Below are 21,102 nucleotides of genomic sequence, written 5' to 3' on the forward strand. Positions count from 1 at the left end.
GGCGTGCGGGTGCGGCGCCCGTCACCAGGGCGGCCGGTAGCCGGTGGTCAGCTCGGGCTCGCGGTTGCGCCACTTCGGCTCCTGGTCGACGGTGTTCAGGGTCACCGAGCGCAGCCTGCGGATCACCGACCCGTACACGCCGCTGAGGGTGCTGGAGACCTTGCCGCCGGGCGGCTCGTCCATGAAGGGCATGAACTTGTCCGGGAAGCCCGGCATGGTGCAGGCGATGCAGATGCCGCCGACGTTCGGGCAGCCGCCGATGCCGTTCATCCAGCCGCGCTTGGGCACGTTGCACTTGACCACCGGACCCCAGCAGCCCAGCTTCACCAGGCACTGGGGGGAGTCGTAGGTCGACGCGAACTGGCCCTGCTCGTAGTAGCCGGCCCGGTCGCAGCCCTCGTGCACGGTCGCGCCGAACAGCCAGGCGGGGCGCAGCTGGTCGTCGAGCGGGATCATCGGGGCGGCGCCGGTCGCCTGGTGCAGCAGGTACACCAGGGTCTCGGAGAAGTTGTCCGGCTGGATCGGGCAGCCCGGCACGCACACGATCGGGATCCCCGCGTGCGATTTCCAGTCCCAGCCGAGGTAGTCCGGCACGCCCATGGCGCCGGTCGGGTTGCCGGCCATCGCGTGGATGCCGCCGTACGTCGCGCAGGTGCCGATCGCCACCACCGCGAGTGCCTTCGGGGCGAGCCGGTCGATCCACTCGCTGGTGGTGATCGGCTGGCCCGTCGCCGGGTCGTCGCCGAATCCGCACCAGTAACCCTCGGCCTTGATCGACTCGTTGGGGATGGAGCCCTCGACGACCAGGACGAACGGGTCGATCTCGCCGCGCTCGCCCTTGAAGAACCACTCGATGAAGGTGTCGGCGCCGCCCACCGGGCCGCACTCGTAGTCGATCAGGGGCCAGTGCACCTGGATCTTGGGCAGGCCGGGCAGCACGCTGAGGGCGATCTCCTCGATGCTCGGCTGGGTGGCGGCGGTCAGCGAGACCGAGTCGCCGTCGCAGCTCAGGCCGGCGTTGATCCACAGGACGTGGATCGGCGACTCGTCGCCGGCCGCGTCGCTGTCCTGCGAGGTGCCGGCGGAGGCCGGCGACGGTGCGCTCATGGGGCTCCCTCCAGAGGGAGGTACGGGACGGAACATCGCATGTCAGACACCACCTTGCGGCGTGCCGGCGAGCCGCGGGAGGTCGAGCGCGGCCATTCCGGTGGCCGCGCCGGAGCCCTCGGCGACCGGTGGCGAGGTGCGCACAGGTCCTCCTCGGACCACGACCCGACACGGGCGCCGGACGCGTCACCGGTGATCCTGCGCGGCTCCCGCCGCGTCGCCCGCACGCCCCCGCCGGGCTGTCACACGAAAGCGGGCCCGCGAACAGGACCACTTGGCGGGCGCGGCCGCGCGGGCGGGCGCGCGGGCCCGTACGGGTGCGCGGGCGCGGGGAGTTGGAGTGCGGGAGGCCGTCCCGGCCGGGCCCGGGGGAGGCGGGCCCGGCGTGTCAGGCGTCAGCGTCCGCGGCGCCGGCGTCCCCGGCCAACCGCCGGGTCAGGCGCTCGCGGAGCAGGACGAGGCGGTCGATCTCCGCGTCCAGGGCGGCGAGCCTGCGGGCGACCACGCCGCCGGGCTCGGGCACGCAGCGCGGCGCGGGCGCGTCCACGAGCCGCTGCAGCCGGGGCGCGAGACCTCGCAGGTCCGCCACGGTGAAGCCGGCCGCCAGCAGGTCGCGGATCAGCCGCACGCGCGCGATGTCGGCCGGGCTGTACCGGCGCTGCCCCGACGCCGTGCGCTCCGGCGCCGCCAGCAGCCCGCGCTGCTCATAGAAGCGCAGCGCGCGCGGGGTGGTGCCGGCCGCGGCGGCGGCGTCGCCGATCCGGAGGGCCGCGGTGTCATCGCGCCGGGCGGCGGCTGCGCCGGGTGCCTCGGCCGGCCGCGGGGAGACCGCCGATCCGGTGCCGGTGCCCTCCGGGACGGTGGGCGCGGCCGGGTCCGGGGCGGTGGGCGCCGCCGCCCGGTGCCTGGGGCGGCGGGCAGCGGCGGCGGCGCGTGCCTCCGCGGTTCGGCCCGGCTCGGCGGTACCCGGGTGCGACGGGACGGCGATCTGCCCGGCGTGCATGCCTGACCTCCTGTGGTCGCGGTGGTGCGCTGCGTGCGAAGCCCGCCCGGGTCCGGGCGGGCGTACCACCGGACGTCTACACGTCGACGATCACCGTGCCGAAGTGCCGGCCGCGCACCATGTCGGTGAACGCCCGAGGAGCCTCGTCGATGCCCGCGATCCGGGTGTGGGGGAAGCGGATCGCGCCGGAGCGCAGCCACTCACCGAACCGGGCGGTCCACTCCTGGCCCATCTCCGGGTGGTCCGTGCCGGCGTAGCCGCGCAGCGACACGCCCTTGAGGATCAGCCGGTAGCTGTCGACGGCGACCGGCGCACCGCCCCCGCCCCCCGCCGCCAGCTGGCCCGACAGCGCTCCGACCAGCGCGAAGCGCGCCCCCTGCCGGGCGGCGCCGACGGCCGCGGCGAGCTGCTCGCCGCCCACGTTGTCCAGCAGGACGTCCACCCCGTCCGGCGCCGCCCCGGCCAGCCGCTCGGCGAAGGACCCGGGCCCGTCGCCGCCGCGCAGCACCGCCGCGTCGTAGCCCACCTCGGCCACCAGCCGCTCGCCCTTCCGCGCCGAGCCGGTCGTGCCGATCACCCGTCCCGCGCCCAGCAGCCGCGCGATCTGGCCGGCGAGGCTTCCCACCGCGCCGGCCGCCCCGGTGACCAGCACGGTGTCGCCCGGCCGGATCGCGGCCAGCCGGGTCAGCGCCCCGTAGGCCGCCGTGCCCTGGTTGAGGTGCGCCACCGGGTCGGGCAGGGTGCCGTCCAGCCGCACGCACGCCTCCCGCGCCACCACGGCGTACTCCCGCCAGCCGAGCATGTGCAGCACCTGCTCGCCCGGCTGCGGGCCCTCGGCGTCGGAGGCCGCCACCACCTCGCCGATCGCCGGGCCGAAGAGCGTGTCGCCGGCCAGCAGCGGCGGCAGCGGGGCGTCCCGCACGGTTCCGCCCATCAGCGTGCGCAGCGCGGCGAAGACCATGAAGTGGCGGTTGCGCACCAGCACCTCGCCCGGGCCGGGCACCGGCACCGGCACCTCCGCCACCGTGAGGTGCCGTTCCTCCGGCAGCCCCTCGGGCACCTCGACCAGCCGTACCTCGCGCCCACTGCCGCCCACTGCCACACCCATCGCCCGGCTCCCGTCGTCCATGCCTGCGTTCCGTGTCCCGCCAACCGAGGCGGGCCCTCGTCCGTGCCGCGCCGGGCGCGGCACGGGGGCCCGGAATCACCGGGCGACCCGCCCTCCGCCCGGGCGCGCGCCGGAACGCTAACCCCTGACCCGCACGTCAAGGTCAAGCCGCTCAGATTCCCCCGTATGGCGCAACTCGAACACTTGGCGCACGCTGGAAATACGCTCCGGAGCAGCAGTGAAGGTCCGGGGGATGCGTCGCGGGTGCGGCCGCCCCGGGCCCCGCGCCGTCCGGCAGGAGGGAGGACCGGCATGTACAGCAACGCCGAACCCATCACGCGGCCACCCGATCCGCGGGTCCTCGCCCGCCGGGTCGCCGAGCGCCGGCTCCAGCTCGGCCTGAGCGAGGGCGCTCTCGCGACCCAGGCGGGCATGGCGCCGCGCTACCTCCAGCACCTGCTCGGCGCGGGTGTCGACTTCGATCCAGGCGGCTTCGTCCGGATCGCGGCCGCCCTCCATCTGTCCTACGAGGACCTGATCGAGGGCCGCATCACCCTGCCCCCCGGCCAGGGCGACCCGGTCGAGCACCCCGCCCTGCACCACCTCACGGTGCCCGAGTGCTGGGACCGGCTCGGCTCGCGGGGCGTCGGCCGGGTCGCGCTGCCGGTCGAGCCCAGCCCGGCCGTCATCCCGGTCAACTACGCGGTCGACGTGGAACCGTCCGACACGCAGTCGATCGTGTACCGCACGGCCCGCGACAGCGAGGCCGCCCCCGAGGCCGGCGCGGCGGTCTCCTTCGAGGTGGACCGGGTGGACGACCACGTCAGCCAGGGCTGGAGCGTCCTGGTCACCGGAGTCGCCGAGCACATCGACGACCCCGCGGTGGCGCACCGCCTCACCGAGCACCACGACACGGGGCCGTGGACCGGCGACGACGTGCCCCTGTGGGTGCGGATCTGCCCGGACCACGTCAGCGGGCGGCGGATCGGCCTGTTGTGACCGCCCTACGACGGCACCGCCCCGCAACCGTCGCCAAGCCGGCTGCCCCCGTGGTGGGGCCGCTCGCCGCCTCGCCCCCCGGCGCCCATGCCCGGCGCCGGGCCGGGTAGGCGACAGGCGAAGGGCCGCGCGGAAGGAGGCGGGCACCATGCGCCGTACGGTCGCCGTCGGAGTCGACGGTTCCCCGGCAAGTCTGGCCGCTGCGGACTGGGCGGCGCGCGAGGCGGTACGGCGGCAGGCGCCGCTGCGCCTGGTGAACGCCGCCGCCCCGCCGCCGGGGCTGACCTCCACCGACCCGCGGCGCCCCCCGGACGACGACGCGTGGTCCCCGCACGCCCTCGCCGAGGACCTGCGCCGGGCCCACCCCGGCGCGCGGATCGACGTCGACCAGGTGGTCGGGCAGCCGCTGCCGGTGCTGTTCGCGGCGGCCGACGAGGCCGAACTGCTGGTGCTGGGCTCCCGGGGCGCCGGTGCCGCCGCCGGGTTCCTGCTCGGCTCGGTCCCGCTCACCGTCGTCGGGCAGGCGCCGGTGCCCGTGGTGCTGGTCAGGGCCGGAGGGCCGGCCGGGGCCGGGGCGCCCAGCGGCTCGGGCGCCGGCACGGAGGTGGTGCTCGGCCTGGACCTGGACCGGCCCAGCGACAGCGTCGTCGGGTTCGCCTTCGACGCCGCCGCCCGCCGCCTGGCCACCCTCCGCGTCGTGCACGGATGGAACGCGCCGCTGCCGTACGGTCTCGGCCCGGCGAGCGCCGACCCCGAGGCGCGGGAGGAACTCCAGGCCCACGAGACCGGCGCGCTCGCCGAAGCGCTGGCGCCCTGGCGGGAGAAGTACCCGCACACCCACGTCGTCGGCGAGACCATCGTCGGGGACGCCGACCGGCACCTGCTGGGCGCCTCCGCGGAAGCGGCCCTGCTCGTCATCGGCCGCCGCCCGCGCGGCACCCGGATCTCGGCCCACCTCGGCTCGACGTCGCACTCGGTGCTGCACCACGCCGTGGTCCCGGTCGCGGTGGTCCCGCACGACTGACGCGCCCCGCGCACGGCCCGCGGCACCCGGGAAACCCGCTGTTCGCAGGGAAGCCCGTGCTGGCATGCTCGGCCCCATGACCTACCGCACCGCGACCCGGCGTGACCTGCCCGACGTCCTGGCACTCCTGGAGGGCGACGAGGACGTCGTGGACCCCGGGAGCGTCGAGATCGATGACGCCCACGAGCGCGCGTTCGCCGCGATCGCGGCGGACGACCGCAACGAGATCATCGTCCTGGAAGGGCCCGGCGGCGCGCTCCTCGGCTGCCTCCAGCTCACCTACATCCCCGGGCTGCCCCGGCTCGGCCAGGAGCGCGCGCTGATCGAGGCGGTGCGGATACGGGCCGACCGGCGCGGCGGCGGCCTCGGCCGCGAGATGGTGGCCTGGGCGGTCGAGCGGGCCCGCGACCGCGGCTGCGGCCTGGTCCAGCTGACCAGCCACACCCGCCGCGCCGACGCGCACCGCTTCTACGAGTCGCTCGGCTTCGTGCGCAGCCACCACGGGTTCAAGCTGGCGCTGTGACGGTGGTCCGGCCCCCGGTCGGCGCGGGCGGACCGGAGCGGCCCGCCCGCGGGTGAGCGCGCCCCGGACAGCCCGAAGGGCGGCGACCCGGTGGGGTCGCCGCCCTTCGGCGCGTTCATGCGTGACTGCCGGACCGTGGTCGGATCAGTACGCGGAGTTCACGTTGTCCATGGAGCCGTACCGGTCCGCCGCGTAGTTGCAGGCGGCCGTGATGTTGGCGACCGGGTTGTAGATGTTCCAGGACGTGCCGGACACGTGGTAGGTGGAGAACGTCGGGTTGATCACCTGGAGCAGACCCTTCGAGGGGATGCCGTTGCGGGCGTTGATGTCCCACAGGTTGATCGCCTTCGGGTTACCGCTGGACTCGCGCATGATGTTGCGGTGGATCCCCTCGTAGCTGCCGGGGATGTGCTTCGCGTGCATGATGGCCAGCGACTGGCGGATCCAGCCGTCCAGGTTGTTGGCGTAGTGCTTCGCGGCGGGCTTCGCCTTCACGGCTGCGGCCTTCTTCGCCGCGGCGTGCTTCTTGGCGGCGGCCTTGGTCGCGGCCGCCTTCTTCGCCGCCGCGGCCTTCTTGGCGGCAGCGGCCTTCTTCACCGCTGCCTCGTGCACGGCCGCGTTGTGGGCGGCCGCCTTGTGCTCGGCCGCGGCCTTCTTCACCGCTGCCTTGTGGGCGGCCTCGGCCACGCGCTGCTTGGCGGCGGCGGCCAGGTCGGCCTTGTGCTGAGCGGCGTCCTTGACGGCCTTGGTGGGGGCCAGGCTGGACTGCGCGCTGATCTGCTGTACCGGCTTGCCGGCGGAGACGCTGAACCCGGTGGTGGCGTCGCTCGCCGCGGTCGCCGATCCAGCCCCGGCGGTCGCTTCCACGCCCACGACTGCCAGCAGGACCGCGGCTGCGGCGGTGGAGCCGGCAGCGGTGACCTTGTGCTTCTTGGACAGCCGGTTGAACGAGGAGACGCCGGGGAGCTTCTTGGTGACCGTGGAGAACTGCATTGCGGGTTTACCTCTTCCGTTGGGGACCTGTGAATTGTTAGAGGTTCCGGATTCAACGGTCAAAAGCCCCATCTACGGACATTCCCGTAGGTGGGGCCGGAAGAGGAAAAGGGGTCCTGTGCATCCGCATGGCAAGGCGGCGGGCGGGGTGGAAGGGCTACTAAGGCGATTAGTTTGTGACGTGGGTTATATCGAGGGGATCACAGAGCACCCTCTCGGCTGTCACCCGGTGTAGGCGCGGAATTGCGGAGGGTCCCGGTTTTCGGGCCCTTTTCCGGGCCCGCCGGGACCCGGAAAAGGGCCTTGCCCGCGGGCCCGGAATGGGGTGGCCGCCACGCCCGGAAGTTCGCGTCGTGCCGCCGCGCCCACTGGTCGAAGGTGCGCGGCGCGCGGGCGGCAGGTGGCGGCTCCTCGGCGTCGCCACCTGCGGTGTTGCGCGGACCGGGTCGCGTGGTGCGAAACATTCATTGGACGCCCGGGGCGGGGTGTCCGCAGGGTGGAGGTCGCCGGCCGGTACGCCGCCCGCCGGCCCGCTCCGAGGAGGCCCGCCATGGGAACCGTGCAGACCGTCCAGCCCCTCGACCCCGTCCGGGCCGGCGTGGTCGCCGCCGCGCGCCGCGCGCTCGGACCGGTCGGCGCGGTGCTGCCGGTGTCGTTCACCGCGCTGCCGCCCGTCACCGCGCAGGTGGCCGCCGCGGTCCGGCTGGAACGCGCCGGCTACCGCGCCGCCTGGACCAACGAGGTGGTCGGCGGCAAGGACGCCCTCGTCCAGTCCGCGCTGCTGCTCGCGGCCACCCGGCGCATGGTGTGGGGCACAGCCATCGCCAACCTCTGGGCGCGGCCACCGCAGACGCTGCACGCCGCGGCCGCGCAGCTGGCCGAGGCATACCCGGGGCGGTTCGTGCTCGGGATCGGCGGCGGTTACCCGGAGCAGGCGGCCGCCGTCGGCCGGGAGTTCGGCAGCCCCCTGGCCACGATGCGCGGCTACCTGGAGCGGATGGACGCCCCCACCCGGCCGGCCGCGCCCGACGCGGACCACCTCCGGATCGTCGCCGCGAACGGGCCGAGGATGCTGGAGTTGGCGGGGGAGATCGCCGACGGGGCGCTTCCCGCCGGGCTGCCCCCGCAGTTCACTGCCCGGGCCAGGCAGGTGCTCGGCCCGGACCGGCTGCTGGTGGTGGGGATGCAGGTGATCCCGGACGCCGACCACGGCCGGGCGCGGGAGGCCGCGCGCGAGCGGGTGGCGGCCGCACTCGCCCGGCCCGCGTACGCGGCGGGCGTCGCCCGGCTCGGCTTCCCGGCGTCCGGCACCGGCGGGGTGAGCGACCGGCTGGTGGACGCGGTCGTCGCCCACGGCGGCCCCGACGCCATCGCCGCCGGCGCCCGCGCCCACCTGGCCGCGGGCGCCGATCACGTGGTGCTGCTGCTGCAACCCGGTGTGGACTTCGCGGCGGGCGTGGACCGGCTGGAGGAGCTCGCCCCGGCGCTGACCGGCACCGGCTGAACCGGGCGGGCCGCCGGATCGCGGTGCCGGGTGCGGTCAGCTCCCCAGTTCCGTGAGCGCCGCCTTCGTGGCGTCCGCGACGAGCGCGTCGGCGGACGCCGCGTCGGTCGCGCCGCGGTCGGTCAGCACGCTGATGACCACGGGCGAGCCGTGCGGCGGCCACGCCACCGCGATGTCGTTGCGGGTGCCGTACCCGCCGCTGCCGGTCTTGTCGGCGACCTTCCATCCCGCGGGGACGCCGGCCCGCACGTACGGGCCTCCCGTGGTGTTGCGCACCATCAAGTCGACCAGCAGCGACCGGCGTTCGGCGGGAAGGACGTCGCCGAGCAGCAGACGGCGCAGGTCGGCGCCGAGCGCGCCGGCGGTGCTCGTGTCACGGACGTCCCCGGGCGTGGCGTCGTTGAGCGCAGGTTCCGGCCGGTCCACGCGGGTTGTGGTGTCCCCGAGGGCGTGCACGGCCTTCTGCAGCCCGGGCGGGCCGCCGAGCTGATCAAGCATCAGGTTCTCGGCGGTGTTGTCGCTGTACCGCAGCGCGGCGTCGATGACGTCCCGCAGCGGCATGCCCTTGCCCGTGACCGTTCCGGCGTGCTTCGACGTGACGGGGGAGTACGTCACCAGGTCCGACGACGGGTAGGTGATGACGCGGTCGAGCCCCGCGTCGCTCTCCCGCTTCAGCAGCACGGCGGCGGCGAGCACCTTGACCGTCGAGCAGTGCGCGAAGCGCCGGTCGGCCTGGTAGGCGACGGTGCGGCCCGACCCGGTGTCGAGCGCGAACAAGCCGACGTGGGCGTGGAAACGCGATTCGAGCGCCGCGAGGGAACGGCTCGCGCCGTCCGGGGCGGAGGAGGCCGGTGCCGAGGTGGCCGGGTCGGAGGTGGCCGCGCCGGCCGACGGCGCGGCATGGGCCGCCCCGGAAGAGCTGCCGCCGCCGCTCCCGCCGCCACCTCCGCACGCGGCCAGGAGCGCGGCGAGTGCCAGCAGGGTGCTCGCGGACGCGCGTGTCCGGTGTTTCGCATGATGCATGAGCACCACTGTGGGCCGGTGCGCCGGCCCGGTCAAAGACCTGGCGTGCTCCGGGCGTTGTGGCGCCCGGAGCACGCACATCTTCGACCGCGGCCGGCCCGCGGGCGGTGCCGACCGGGTCGTCCCGCGGGCGACCCGCTACAGGCCGACGTCCCGGCGGCTCATGTCGTCCAGCGACTCGCGGCGCACCAGGACCCGGGCGGACCCGTCCTTGACCGCGACCACCGGCGGGCGGCCGACGAGGTTGTAGTCCGAGGCCATGGACAGCTGGTAGGCGCCGGCGGCGGGCACCGCGATCAGGTCGCCGGGGTGCACGTCGCCGGGCAGCGGCACCCCGTCGGCCAGGATGTCGCCCGCCTCGCAATGCCGGCCCACCACCGTGGCGGGGGCCGGGGCGGCCGTGGAGCGGCGCCCGATGAGCCGCGGCTCGTACCGCACCCCGTACAGCGCCGGCCTGGGGTTGTCGCCCATGCCGCCGTCGACGGCGACGAACGTGTGCCCCGAGGTCCGCTTGACCGAGAGCACCCGGTACAGGGCCACCCCGGCCGGCCCGATGACGGCGCGCCCCGGTTCCAGGGTCAGGCGGGGCACGGGCAGCTTCGCCCGCGCGCAGCCGTCGGCGAGTTCGGCCCGCACGCGTTCGGAGAGGGCCGCGAGGTCGAGCGGCTTCTCCTCGGGGCGGTAGGCGATGCCGTGGCCGCCGCCGATGTCCAGCTGCCGGAACTCCACGCCGTGCTGGCTGCGCATCCGCGCCATCAGCCCGACCATCCGGCGGACCGCGGCGACGTACGGCGCGACCGAGTCGATCTGCGAGCCGATGTGGCAGTGCAGGCCGACGAGTTCCAGGTGGTGCTGGCCGAGGATCCGCTCCACCGCGTGCTGCGCGGAGCCGTCGGTGATGGACAGGCCGAACTTCTGGTCCTCCGTGCCGGTGCGGATACCGGTGTGGCCGCCCGCGGAGACGCCCGGCACGACCCGCACCATGACCTGCTGGCGGTCGGAGTGCGGGACGATCGCGGCCAGCCGGGCGATCTCCGACATGCTGTCGAGGACGATCCGCCCCACGCCGAGCCGGACCGCGGTGTGCAGGTCCTCCGGGCTCTTGGCGTTGCCGTGCAGCACGATCCGCTCGGGCGGTACGCCTGCCGCGAAGGCCAGGCCCAGCTCGCCGGCCGAGCACACGTCGAGCCCCAGGCCCTCCTCCGTCACCCACCGGGCGACGGCGCGGCACAGGTACGCCTTCGCGGCGTAGAGGATCTCCGCGTCGGGGAAGGCGGCGCGGTAGGCGCGGCAGCGGGCGCGGACCTCGGCCTCGTCCAGCACGTACAGCGGGGTGCCGAACCGGTCCGCGGCCTCGACGAGGGAGACGCCGCCGACGGTGACGTCACCGTCGCCCTTGCTCCCGCCGCCCTCGGAGAGTCGCGTGGAGGCCGGCCACACGGGCAGCCGGCCGGAGTCGTCGAGGCCCGGCGCCGGCTCGCCCGCCGGGGCTTGGGCGGGTGCCGGGACCGGCAGGACCGGGGCGGTCGGGTGGGCCGCGGAGGTCCGCGGGACCCGTGAGGTCCGGGACGTCCCGGTTGCCGGGGCCGGCCGGGAGGCGGGTGAGGACGGCGCACCCGGAGAGGTCGGGGAGGTGGGAGAAGCAGGAGAGGAAACGTACATGTCAGCGCCTTTCAGCCGATCGCCCGCGCGACACCCAGGTGCCGCGGATCCCAGTCGTGCCAGCCGGCCGCGGGGTCCGCGGGCACGGCGACGGCGGCGGGCGCGGAGAGTTGCGGGTCGACGGTGAGGAGCCCGACCCCCAGCGGCTCGGCGAGCGCGCGCAGCGCCGGCTCGGAGAGCCGGATCCACGCCTGCTCGGCGCCCAGGGCGGCCGACAGCCGCTCCCGGGAGGTGAAACCGACCGCCGTACGGGCTCCCAGCGGAGTGCGGAAGAACCGCGCGGAACAGCCCCCGGGTCCCGGCCGGACGGGGACGAACAAGGGTCCGGCCGGGAAGCGTTCGGCAGGCTCGGGATCCTCCGCGTGACAGGTGACAGTCACAGTGTTCCTCCAGGTACAGAACATCGACCGCATCCCGGCTGGACGCCGTGGATGCCTCATCGACGCTATTCCCGCAGGCGCGGAGGGCCGTCCCGCACTGACGCATGCTTGACGCCGGAGGCCGCCGCCCTGACACGACGCTGACGGTCCCGGCCGGTCCGGGCCCGGGGCTCGGCCCTGTCCCCGGCTCCGGCTCCCGCCCCGGCCCTGGTCAGACCAGGCGGCAGGGGACGTCCAGGTCCTCCGAGAGGTAGTGGATGGCGCAGACGCGGTGGTAGCCGTCCGCGATCACCAGTGGCTGCCCGCGCAGCAGCAGGATCGGGGACAGCTTCTGGCCCGTGACGGCCTTCTTGATGTCGTGCGCGACGTGCGGGTTCTCCGCCGGCAGCAGCTCCAGGCCCGAGGCGCGCAGGATGTCCTTGGCCTTCTTGGCGGTGGTCGGCGCCCCCTTGAGGCGCTGCACCGCCTCCTGCGCCTGCTCGGCGGGCATCAGCAGTTCGAGGTAGTCCACGGCCGCCGGGAAGTCGTGCTCCTCGGGGTCCTTCTTCCATACCGGGTCGGTCATCGCGCAGCCCCTTCCGTGGCGCGGTACGGCGTCGGTGCGTCCCCCGTGCGTCCCCGTGCGTACCGCTGTCAGTACCGCAGCACCGCCCCCGCGCCGCAGTCCGGCAGCGTTCCCTCCGGCACGAACTGCACCCGGGAGTCCGCCAGGATCGCGTTCTCCACCAGCTGCTCGACGATGTCGGTGGCCACCCCGGCCGCCCGGGGCGACGGCCCCTGGTCCCACCCCGGCGCGGGCAGCGTCACGGGCTGCGGGAACGGCACGACGTCCAGGTCCCGGCCGTCCGCGCCGACCCGGCCCGCGACGACGAGATCGTCCTCCACCACCAGCCGCCGTACCCGCTGGTCGGCGACCGCGGTCCACACCTCGGGCGCCCCGCCCGCGTACGTGCCGCGGGCGCGGGCGGCGTCCAGGTCGGCGACGGCCCCGCCGACCTGGCGCGCGCGGAAGCCGACGAGCAGCGGCTCCAGCCGGTCCGCCAGATCCGCCGGTGGACGGGTGTCCATGCCGGTCAGCGGCAACGTCCCGGCGATCACGTCGCCGTGACGGGTCAGGTCGGTGAACGCCGACAGCATCTTCCCGCTGCCGATCACGAACACCGGCCGGCCCGCGTGGTCCCTGAGCACCTCGTCCAGGCGCGCGTCCACCGTCTTCAGGTACTGCCGGATCCGCTCCCCGTGGTCCTCGTAGGGCGCCGCGTGGGGGATGGGCCCGGGCAACGAGTCCTCGGGCGACGGGATCTGCGGCGCGTCCGGGAAACCGTGCCCCCGGATCTCCGTCAGTGCCCCGGCCGATCCGAGGTGGAGGCGGCACATCTCCTGGTCGAGGACGAGCACCAGGTACGGCTGGGCGCGCTGCTCGGCGGCGACCTGATACCGGGTCAGGAACGACGTGCCGAACTCCACCCGCGGCGCGACCGGCGGCGACGTCAACTGCCAGACCTGGACCGGCTCTCCCGCGGCCGCGTACACCACCAGCGCGTCGCCCGGGTGGAAGGGGCCGCCCGCGTCCTCGATCACCTCGGGCACCAGCTTGCGGTCCCGCAACTCCAGCCGCGTGTCCCGTGCCACGTCCGGATCGTCCGCCAACCGCCGCCTGGCCTGCGTGAGGAGGTCGCCCAGCAGGATCCGGTCGCTTTCCCCGAAGGGAGCGTGCGGATCGGTCGGCATCGCCAGCGTGATCGCGGGATACGTCCGGGGGGCGCGCAGATCGGCCAGCACCTCGCGGGTCAGGTCAGACGTGTACACCTTCGACCTCGCAGTCGTCACCGGACGCGACCGGTCAGGGAGCCCAGTGGCCGTCGGGCCGGCGGTGGTCGTGCGGACGGTGGTCCCCGCGGGGCAGCTGCTCCTTGGAGTGCCGCACCGCATGGGCGATCTGGGTGTGGAAGTAGAGCAACTTCCCCTGCCCGCGCGCCGCCAGGCCGTGCTGTCCACCGGCCGGGGTCCTCTTGCCCATGCCCTCAGCTCCTCACGTCCGGGAAGCCTCTCCGCGGCTTTCCGTCCGTTCCTCCTCTCCACGCTACGCCGCGCCCGCTGCCGCTGCGACCTGGCCGGATTCCGTGCTGCGGGCGACCGGAGCCGGGCCCTGACGGCCCTGTCCGGACGCCGCCCGTGCCCGGCTTGCGACCCGCGCGGTATCGCGTTTGAGTGAATGGGTGCCCCTCCTGCGAAGGAGCCGACGACGCATGGTGAAGGTGGGCGGAGGAACGATGGCGCATCACCACAAGTCGAACAAGGCCGTCGAGGGAAACCCGGACTCCGGACACGGGCGCGGGATGCCGCAACGCCCGGACGAGGACGAGCTCGTGGAGCTCACCGAGGAGGACCGGAGCGACGCGGGCCTGCCCGCGGACCGGCCGGCGTCCGGCCGGCGGTCCGGGCGGCGCGGGCGGTCCGGACCGGGCGGGAGCCGCGACCGCGGGTGAAGGACGGCAGTTGAGGGCGGCGGCCGAGGGGCGGCGGCCCACACCGGCCACCGAGGAGGAAATGGCGACATGAACAACGACGACAAGAACATCTCCGAGTGGTCCGAGCGGCTCCGCGAGGAGGCGCCCGCCCTGTCGCCCGAGAAGGCCAGGACCTACGTCCACGACCTGTACTTCGCGGCCCAGCGGGCACTCCACAAGGAGACGTGGGAAGCGGACTTCGAGCGGGACGAGTAGCCCCGCGCGGGCGGCCGCCGGCCGCCCGCCGCTTGAGGCCGCGGACGGATAGGGGCGGGCGGGCGCGGGCCCGCCGAGCAGGCGCATCGCCGGAAGGCGGTGCGCTTCGTGCTGTCCCCGCCGGTGCGGCGACGGGCAGTTGACGCCATCGGTGTTATCGATGCCACACCCGCCCCCTGTTCGGGGCCCCGAGTGGAGTCCGACACCCGGTCGACGGCCTCGCGCGATACCTTTGACGACACCGGGACTTGTACCGTTTCGGCCAGTCATGCCCCGCTGGCGTCATGCCGAAGTGCGGCGTCCGCCGGGGTTCCACGTCGCGGCAGCTCTAGTGTTATCGATGCCAACGGGCTAAGGTTCCCGGCAACTTCACCCGACCGCGCCTGGCACCGAGACGAAGGACTGGCATGTCACATCCCCGAAAAAGACTGGCCGCGGCTCTGCTGGCCGTCGCCCTGGTGGGCGCCGGCGCGTCGGCCGCGTCGTCGGCGTCCGCGGCTCCGGCCGAAGCCACCGGGTACACGGTCTCGGTGGGGACGACGGGCACCTATGCCCATCCCACCGACACCCCGGCCAGCTCCTTCGTCGACAAGGACGGCACGTACTACTTCCAGCAGTCCGACGGGGAGTACGGCCCGGAGGGCCCCCGGTACTGGGACTTCTTCAGCGGCACGAACCTGGAGACCGCGACCCGCTCCACCGCGATCAGCGACGCGGTCAACCCCGCCAACCCGCAGGACCGGAACGACGACACCACGTGGCGGTGCGACAACAGCCCGACCGGGCTCACCGCGACCCCCGCGCCCGCCGGCTCCGGCTACACCCAGAAGAACTTCTGCGACCTGCTCGGCACCTGGGTCGACCCGGACACCGGCAACTGGTACGGCCTGGTGCACAACGAGTTCACCCCGCAGCCCTTCGGCGACGGCATCCACTACGACGCGATCGACTACGCCGAGTCCACCGACCAGGGCCGGACATGGACCATCAAGGGCCACGCGCTCACCTCGCCGTACAGCACGAAGCGGGGCGACAACGCGGCCTTCCCCCAGCAGACCTACTACTACGGCGACGGTGACCAGCGGCTCTTCGTCGACACCGCCTCCGGGTACTTCTACGTCTACTACGGCTCGCGCGCGGTGGACAAGAACGGCAGCTGGAAGGCGTTCTACGAGCACGTGGCCCGCGCCCCCCTCTCGGGCAAGATGGCGCCGGGCTCCTGGCAGAAGTGGTACGACGGCTCCTGGTCGCAGCCCGGCACGGGCGGCAAGGAGAGCAACATCGTGCCGGTGACCTCCACCAGCACCACCGGCTACACGCCCCCGTCGGCCGAGTACGACCCGGCCGGCACCGGCACCGTCAGCCAGCAGGTCGCGGCCGGCACCGCCCCCGCCACCTCGCCGCTGTTCGCGATGGACATCTCCTACGACGCCTACCTCGGGCTGTACATCGGCGAGCCGCAGGCGGTCGACCAGAGCGGCAACGCACCGCAGCAGTTCTACGCCACCTCCGACCTGGCCACGCAGAAGTGGACCCTGATCGGCGACACCGGCGGTTACACCACCGCGTCCTGGTACCGCTGGCTCCTCGACAGCGCCAACAAGACCAGCTCCACCATCGTCGGCAAGAGCTTCCGCGCCTACTGCTCGATCGCCTGCGCGGGCAACGCCGACGGCCAGTACGCCAACGTCACCATCGACGCGTCCGCGCCCGCCGCGTCCCCGGTCGACCCGCACCGCACCTACACGATCGCGAGCGGCGCCGGCCGGGTGCTCGCCGAGGCCGGCCGCGGCGCGGGGACCACCTCGCTGCCCGCCGCGGCCCGATCGGCCGCGCAGGGCTGGGTGTTCACGTCCGACGGCGACGGCTCCTACCGGATCACCAGCGTTGCCACCGGCCGGGCCCTGGGCGTCGACTCCGGCTCGACCCGCACCCGGGCCTGGGGGACCAAGCCGACCGTGACGCCGCTGGGTTCCGCCGGGCCGACCGTCGGCCAGCAGTGGTTCCTGATCCCCGCCACCACCCCCGGCGGCGCCAGGACCGGCGGGTACCGGCTGGTCAACCGCTACAGCGGGCTGGTCCTCGGCATCTCCACCGACGCCAAGCGGCGGGCGGAGACCACACCCGTGCGGGCCTGGACCGACCGCACCGGAAACGCCGTCGGCGGCGCCAGGACCGCCGCCGAGCAGACCCTGACGCTGATCCCCGGCGGTCGGGTCCGGCCCTGACGCTCCACGCCTCACGTCCGCGCGCCCCCCACCCACCCCCCACGAAACGAGATCCGACATGGCATCCGTACGGAAAGCGATCCGCCTGTCCGCCCTCGCCGGCGCGGCGTCGGCGATGGTGCTGGCGGCCTCCCCGACCGCGTCCGCCTCGGTCGGCGGCGGGAACGTCGCGGTGAGCTGGTCGATCCCCGGCACCCCGTCGGCCGGACTGACCAACATCACCTTCCCCTTCACGGTCAACCCGGCGACGGCCCATCAGTCCGGTACGTACTTCGCCCAGCAGTTCGGCTTCACCGGCGCCTCCGACGTCGGCTACACCGGCCTCCAGCCGCGGCCGGACAGCGGTGGCCACGAGCGGTTGCACGGCGTGTTCTCCAGCTTCGTCGCGGGTTCGACCACGTCCGACCCGAACTGCAGCGACGGAGCCGACGGCGGGGCCGGCGTCAGCTGCGCGGCCGAGTTCGACGGCGTCTACGGCCACACGTACGCCCTCACCGTGGTCAAGTCCGGTTCCGACACCTGGACCGGGACGGCGAAGGACACGGTCACCGGCGTGTCGACCCACATCGGCACGTACACCCTCCCGGCGGGAAGCGGGAACCTCCAGGGCTCGCAGGGCGGCTTCGTCGAGTACTACGCCGGCATCCCCAGCTGCGCGCAGATGCCGAGGACCGACGCCGTCTTCGGCGGTCCCACCACCACCGACGCGGGCGGCCTGGGAGGCACCGCCCGCGCCGACTACGAGTACAGCGATTGCGTGGGCCAGTCCGGCTACCAGGCCGTCGACGACGGTTCCGGCACCCACATCACCCGCGGTTTCGTGTCCTGACCGCTCCCGATCCGGGAACGCCCGTGCCCTCCCCGCTCGACGAGCGGGGAGGGCACGGGCGCGGTCAGGCGGTGTCGGGTCGGCCCCCTACCGCCGCGTCCGCATCAGCAGGCGGACGAAGTACGGGGTGCCGATGACCGCCGTCATGAGGCCGGCGCCCAGCTGGGCCGGGGCGATCACGGTGCGGCCCAGCAGGTCCGCCGCGCAGACGAGGATCGCGCCCAGCAGCATGGCGACCGGCAGCACCCGCACGTGGCGGCGGCCGACGAGCGCCCGGGCCGCGTGCGGAGCGACCAGCCCGACGAAGCCGATCGTGCCCGCGGCCGCGGTCGCCGTGGCGCTCAGCAGCACCGCGACCGCGAGGAAGGCCGGCCGCGAGCGGGCGAGTTGCAGGCCGAGCAGCCGGGGCGTGTCCTCGTCGAGCGCCACCAGGTCGAGTTCGCGGCGCCGGCAGACCGCCAGCACCGTGCCCGCGGCGAGCACGCACGCGACCGGCGCCAGATCGGGCGCGGTCCGCCCGTAGGTCGAACCGGACAGCCACGTCAGCGCCTTGGTGGCGTCGAACGGGTCGCTGAGCACGATGGTCAGGCTGATCAGGGCCGTTGCGGCCGCCGACACCCCGACGCCGACCAGGACCAGCCGGTTCTGCCGGAACCCGCCGCGCGCGGCGAGCCCGAAGACGATCGCCGCGGCGGCCGCGGCGCCCGCGAAGGCGGCACCCGCGATGCTCCACGTGCCCGCGGCCGGCACCGTGGTGACCAGCAGCACCGCGCCGAAGCCGGCCCCGCCCGAGACGCCCAGCACGCCGGGCTCGGCGAGCGGGTTGCGGGTCACGGCCTGCACGAGCGTGCCCGACAGGGCGAGCGCCGCCCCCGCGAGGAGCGCGGCGAGCACCCGGGGCACCCGCGTGTCCAGGACGAACGTCACCCCCCGACCGGCCCGGCCCAGCGCCCAGTTGGAGAGATCGCCGAGCAGCAGCTTGGTGTCGCCGAGGAGTGCCCCCGCGATCGCCACGGCCACCAGCAGGGCCACCAGCACGACGAGGGTGACCAGGAACGCCGCCCGGCTACGGATCCGGATCCGGTCGTCCTCTGCGGCGGCGCCGGACTCCCGGGCGCGGAAGGCCATCGCGACCAGGAACACCGCGCCGACCAGGCTCGTGACGACCCCGGTGGGCACGGCCACCGCGGACTGCGCGCCCACCAGCGCGCGCAGCAGCACGTCCGACCCGAGCACGAGCGCCGCCCCGACCAGTCCGGCCACCGGTACCGCCGCCCTCGCCCGCAGCAGCGGCCGGCAGCGGCGGGCGAGCGGCCGGACCAGCGCCGGCGCGCACAGCCCGACGAACCCGATCGGCCCGGTGAGGGTCACCGCCGCGGCGGACAGCAGCGCGGTGAGCACGACGACGGTGATCCGGGTGCCGCGCACCGGCACGCCGAGGCCGCGGGCCGCGTCGTCGCCCAGGGCGAGGGCGTCGACGCGACGGGCGACCAGCAGCAGGCCGATCAGGCCGGCCGCGACGACCGGTGCCATCCGGTCGACGCCGCCGAACCCGTTCTGGGTGATGCTGCCCTGGCTCCACTGGTAGAGCCCGCCGGTGCGTTCGGGGAAGAGCAGGAGCAGCGCGTCGGTGACCGAGCCGAGTCCGAGCGCGAGGGCGCTGCCGGCCAGGACCAGCCGGACCGTGCCGGCGCCGAGGCCGGACAGCCCCAGCACGACGGCCGCGGCCGCCAGCCCGCCGGCGAACGCGACGCCGGACGAGGCCAGCAGCGGGATCGACGCGCCGGTGACGGTGAGCACCCCGAGGGCGAGGTACGCGCCGGCGTTCACCGCCAGGGTGTCCGGGGCGGCGAGCACGTTGCGGCTCACCGCCTGCAGCGCGGCCCCCGCGCCGCCGAGCGCGGCGCCGACCAGGAGGCCGGCGACCATCCTCGGCAGCCGCGAGGCGACGAGGACCGAGGCGTCGCCGGGGTCGGCGTGCCCGATGAGCGCCTTGCCGACCTCGCTCGCGCCCACCGCGGCCGTGCCCTGGGTGATGTCGACGACGGCGAGGGCGGCGACGAGGAGCACGGCCGCGGCCACCGCCGCGACCGCCCCGATGGACGGCGCGGGCCCGGAGGTGAACGCGGGCGCGGTCGCGGGCCCGCGGCGCGGCGCGGTCGTCCCGGTGCCGGCCACGGCGCTACTTCGCCAGGGCGGCGACGAGGGCGTCGACGTACGCCTCCATCGACGCGGGGCCGCCGAACATCCAGATGCCGTCCGGCAGCCGGTGCACCTGGCCGGACTTCACGAACGGCAGCGACTTCCAGACGGCGTTGCCGCCGAGGTGGGCGGTGAACGGGTCGCCGCCGTCGTTGCCGTTCTCTATGTAGGCGAACTGCACGTTCCCCAGGCCGGTGAGCCCTTCGACATCGGTGGTGGCCAGGCCGTAGTCCTTGTCGCCCTTGACCGTCCAGGCGTTCTTCAGCCCCAGCTTCTCGTTGACTGCGCCGACGAGGGAGCCGCTGGTGTAGGGGCGGATCGACACCTGGTCGGAGACCACGTAGCTGTCGGCGAAGGCGACCTTGTCGCCCGTCAGGCCGGCGTCGGCCAGGGCCTTCCGGCCCGCGGTGAGCTTCGCGTCGAACGCCTGCCGCACGGTGCCCGCCTTCGCCGTCGTCCCGGTGGCCTGGGCGATCAGGTCGAGGTCGCGGGTCATCAGGCCGAGCTGGTCGGAGGCGTCGGCGGACCGCACCACGAGGACCGGGGCGACCTTGCGCAACTGCTTGACCACCGCCGCGGACAGGTCGGTCGTCGCCACGACGAGGTCCGGCTGGAGGGCCGCGATGGTATCGGTGCTCGGCTCGCCGCGGGTGCCGATGTCCTTCGGCGTGTTCGTCAACGGGGCGGCGGTGTCCCAGTTCCGGTAGCCCTTGACGTCCGCGACGCCGACCGGGGCGACGCCGAGCGTGACCAGGTCCTCCACGACGTTCCACTCGGTGCCGACGACCCGGGTGGCGGGATGGTCCAGGTGCACGGAGGTGCCGTCGGCGTCGGTGAGCGTGACGGGCCCGGCGGCCGTGGCCGAACCGGTGGCGGAGCCGGACGGCGCGGAGTCGGCGGAGGAGTGCTCGGTGGTGCCGCAACCGGCCAGGACGAGTGCCGCGGCAGCGGCCGCGGCGACGGGGAGGAGTCTCATCGGGAAGTGCGGTGCCTTTCGTTTCGTGCTTGATGGCGGCCGATCGCGCGGGTGCGCGGCCGGCCGGTGACGGGGTCGGTGTCCACGTCGATCCGGATGCCGTAGACCTCCGTCAGCCGATGCGGCGTCAGGACGTCCTCGGGCGTGCCGTCGGCGACGATCCGCCCCTGGTGGAGCAGGGCGACCCGGTCGGCGACGGCCGCCGCCTGGTCGAGGTCGTGCAGGACCACGCCGACCGCGATCCCGTGGTCGTCGGCGAGGTCCCGGATCAGGTCGAGGAGTTCGACCTGGTAGCGCAGGTCGAGGTAGGTCGTGGGCTCGTCGAGCAGCAGCACGCCGGTCTCCTGGGCGAGGCAGCCGGCCAGCCACACCCGCTGGAGCTGCCCGCCGGACAGGTGGTCGACACCGCGTCCGGCCAGTTCCTCCAGCCCGGTCAGGCCGAGCGCCCGGTCCACGGCGGCGGTGCCCCCGGGGTCCGGCCGGCCCCAGCGGCCCCGGTACGGGTAGCGGCCGAACTCGACCACGTCGCGGACGCTGAGCCCGCTCGGTGTGGGCCGGCCCTGCGTCAGGAGGGCGACCCGCCGGGCGAACGCGCGGGTGGACAGCGCGGTGCCGTCCACGGCCGCCTCGGTGCCGCGGTCGAGCGTGAGGGTGCCGGTCCGCGGCTGCTGCAGGCGGGCGAGGGTACGCAGCAGCGTCGACTTCCCGCTGCCGTTCGGGCCGACCAGCGCTGTCACCTCGGCGGGCCGCAGGGTGAGCGCGGCCCCGTGGACGACGTCGACGCCGTCGTACGCCACGGTCATCTGATCGGCCGA

General features: G+C 74.6%; 21 protein-coding genes. 8 read left to right on the forward strand and 13 right to left on the reverse strand.

The features are described 5' to 3' along the window. Nucleotides 1-21: 21 nt before the first annotated feature. The 3 genes from C4U44_RS25435 to C4U44_RS25445 form a co-directional block, all read right to left on the reverse strand. A complete protein-coding gene (locus tag C4U44_RS25435; protein ID WP_103888340.1) occupies nt 22-1,107 on the reverse strand; it encodes an NADH-quinone oxidoreductase subunit B family protein in 1,086 nt (361 codons plus the stop codon). Nucleotides 1,108-1,495: 388 nt separating this feature from the next. Further along, nucleotides 1,496-2,110: a MerR family transcriptional regulator gene (locus tag C4U44_RS43485; protein WP_103888341.1), complete on the reverse strand. Its 615-nt coding sequence runs from the start codon at nt 2,108-2,110 to the stop codon at nt 1,496-1,498. Nucleotides 2,111-2,186: 76 nt separating this feature from the next. Further along, nucleotides 2,187-3,218: an MDR family NADP-dependent oxidoreductase gene (locus C4U44_RS25445; protein ID WP_103888499.1), complete on the reverse strand. Its 1,032-nt coding sequence runs from the start codon at nt 3,216-3,218 to the stop codon at nt 2,187-2,189. 312 nt (nt 3,219-3,530) lie between these two features. Here C4U44_RS25445 and C4U44_RS25450 point away from each other — a divergent pair, with 312 nt between their 5' ends. From C4U44_RS25450 to C4U44_RS25460, 3 genes are all read left to right on the forward strand, one after another. Next, entirely contained in the window at nt 3,531-4,217 is a 687-nt protein-coding gene (locus C4U44_RS25450) for a helix-turn-helix domain-containing protein (RefSeq protein ID WP_160145093.1), read from the forward strand. A gap of 148 nt (nt 4,218-4,365) precedes the next feature. Continuing rightward, the gene (locus tag C4U44_RS25455) at nt 4,366-5,241 is read left to right on the forward strand and encodes a universal stress protein (protein ID WP_103888343.1); all 876 of its coding nucleotides are present in this window, start codon (nt 4,366-4,368) and stop codon (nt 5,239-5,241) included. Between the two features lie 76 nt (nt 5,242-5,317). After that, entirely contained in the window at nt 5,318-5,764 is a 447-nt protein-coding gene (locus C4U44_RS25460; protein WP_103888500.1) for a GNAT family N-acetyltransferase, read from the forward strand. A 144-nt stretch (nt 5,765-5,908) separates the two neighbouring features. Here C4U44_RS25460 and C4U44_RS25465 read toward each other — a convergent pair whose 3' ends face one another. Further along, nucleotides 5,909-6,757, reverse strand: coding sequence for a transglycosylase SLT domain-containing protein (locus C4U44_RS25465; RefSeq protein ID WP_103888344.1), 849 nt, complete (start codon nt 6,755-6,757; stop codon nt 5,909-5,911). A gap of 550 nt (nt 6,758-7,307) precedes the next feature. Here C4U44_RS25465 and C4U44_RS25470 point away from each other — a divergent pair. Beyond that, nucleotides 7,308-8,261, forward strand: a complete 954-nt coding sequence (locus tag C4U44_RS25470) for a TIGR03620 family F420-dependent LLM class oxidoreductase (protein WP_103888345.1) — start codon at nt 7,308-7,310, stop codon at nt 8,259-8,261. Between the two features lie 36 nt (nt 8,262-8,297). Here C4U44_RS25470 and bla read toward each other — a convergent pair whose 3' ends face one another. From bla to C4U44_RS42005, 6 genes are all read right to left on the reverse strand, one after another. Beyond that, nucleotides 8,298-9,284, reverse strand: coding sequence for a class A beta-lactamase (bla, locus tag C4U44_RS25475; RefSeq protein ID WP_103888501.1), 987 nt, complete (start codon nt 9,282-9,284; stop codon nt 8,298-8,300). Nucleotides 9,285-9,422: 138 nt separating this feature from the next. Continuing rightward, complete coding sequence (gene lysA / locus C4U44_RS25480) at nt 9,423-10,946, reverse strand: diaminopimelate decarboxylase (RefSeq protein WP_103888346.1); 1,524 nt, start codon at nt 10,944-10,946, stop codon at nt 9,423-9,425. 11 nt (nt 10,947-10,957) lie between these two features. Then, nucleotides 10,958-11,326, reverse strand: coding sequence for an SAV_915 family protein (locus tag C4U44_RS25485; RefSeq protein ID WP_235032341.1), 369 nt, complete (start codon nt 11,324-11,326; stop codon nt 10,958-10,960). A 211-nt stretch (nt 11,327-11,537) separates the two neighbouring features. Then, nucleotides 11,538-11,891 (reverse strand): hypothetical protein, encoded by a 354-nt coding sequence (locus C4U44_RS25490; protein WP_103888347.1) that lies wholly within the window; start codon nt 11,889-11,891, stop codon nt 11,538-11,540. Between the two features lie 68 nt (nt 11,892-11,959). Next, entirely contained in the window at nt 11,960-13,135 is a 1,176-nt protein-coding gene (locus tag C4U44_RS25495) for a baeRF3 domain-containing protein (protein ID WP_103888348.1), read from the reverse strand. Between the two features lie 34 nt (nt 13,136-13,169). Next, nucleotides 13,170-13,346 carry a hypothetical protein gene (locus tag C4U44_RS42005; protein WP_200823397.1) on the reverse strand — a complete coding sequence of 59 codons (177 nt, stop codon included), beginning with the start codon at nt 13,344-13,346 and terminating at the stop codon, nt 13,170-13,172. Between the two features lie 229 nt (nt 13,347-13,575). Between C4U44_RS42005 and C4U44_RS25500 the strand changes: the two genes are divergently transcribed. The 4 genes from C4U44_RS25500 (at nt 13,576) to C4U44_RS25510 (ending at nt 17,109) form a co-directional block, all read left to right on the forward strand. Continuing rightward, nucleotides 13,576-13,815 (forward strand): hypothetical protein, encoded by a 240-nt coding sequence (locus tag C4U44_RS25500; RefSeq protein ID WP_235032342.1) that lies wholly within the window; start codon nt 13,576-13,578, stop codon nt 13,813-13,815. A 69-nt stretch (nt 13,816-13,884) separates the two neighbouring features. Beyond that, nucleotides 13,885-14,052, forward strand: coding sequence for a hypothetical protein (locus C4U44_RS42010; protein ID WP_200823398.1), 168 nt, complete (start codon nt 13,885-13,887; stop codon nt 14,050-14,052). 407 nt (nt 14,053-14,459) lie between these two features. Next, nucleotides 14,460-16,280 (forward strand): RICIN domain-containing protein, encoded by a 1,821-nt coding sequence (locus tag C4U44_RS25505; RefSeq protein WP_103888349.1) that lies wholly within the window; start codon nt 14,460-14,462, stop codon nt 16,278-16,280. A gap of 58 nt (nt 16,281-16,338) precedes the next feature. Further along, nucleotides 16,339-17,109 (forward strand): DUF3472 domain-containing protein, encoded by a 771-nt coding sequence (locus C4U44_RS25510; RefSeq protein ID WP_103888350.1) that lies wholly within the window; start codon nt 16,339-16,341, stop codon nt 17,107-17,109. Between the two features lie 87 nt (nt 17,110-17,196). Here C4U44_RS25510 and C4U44_RS25515 read toward each other — a convergent pair whose 3' ends face one another. The 3 genes from C4U44_RS25515 to C4U44_RS25525 are packed head-to-tail and all read right to left on the reverse strand — an operon-like array spanning nt 17,197 to nt 21,090. Continuing rightward, complete coding sequence (locus tag C4U44_RS25515; RefSeq protein ID WP_103888351.1) at nt 17,197-19,287, reverse strand: iron ABC transporter permease; 2,091 nt, start codon at nt 19,285-19,287, stop codon at nt 17,197-17,199. A 4-nt stretch (nt 19,288-19,291) separates the two neighbouring features. After that, nucleotides 19,292-20,287, reverse strand: coding sequence for an ABC transporter substrate-binding protein (locus tag C4U44_RS25520; RefSeq protein ID WP_103888352.1), 996 nt, complete (start codon nt 20,285-20,287; stop codon nt 19,292-19,294). Next, nucleotides 20,284-21,090, reverse strand: a complete 807-nt coding sequence (locus tag C4U44_RS25525; RefSeq protein ID WP_103888353.1) for an ABC transporter ATP-binding protein — start codon at nt 21,088-21,090, stop codon at nt 20,284-20,286. The genes C4U44_RS25520 and C4U44_RS25525 overlap by 4 nt, the downstream gene beginning before the upstream one ends. Nucleotides 21,091-21,102: the final 12 nt, after the last annotated feature.

Origin of the sequence: Actinacidiphila yanglinensis (genome assembly GCF_900107965.1) — a bacterium.
Classification (GTDB): domain Bacteria; phylum Actinomycetota; class Actinomycetes; order Streptomycetales; family Streptomycetaceae; genus Actinacidiphila; species Actinacidiphila yanglinensis.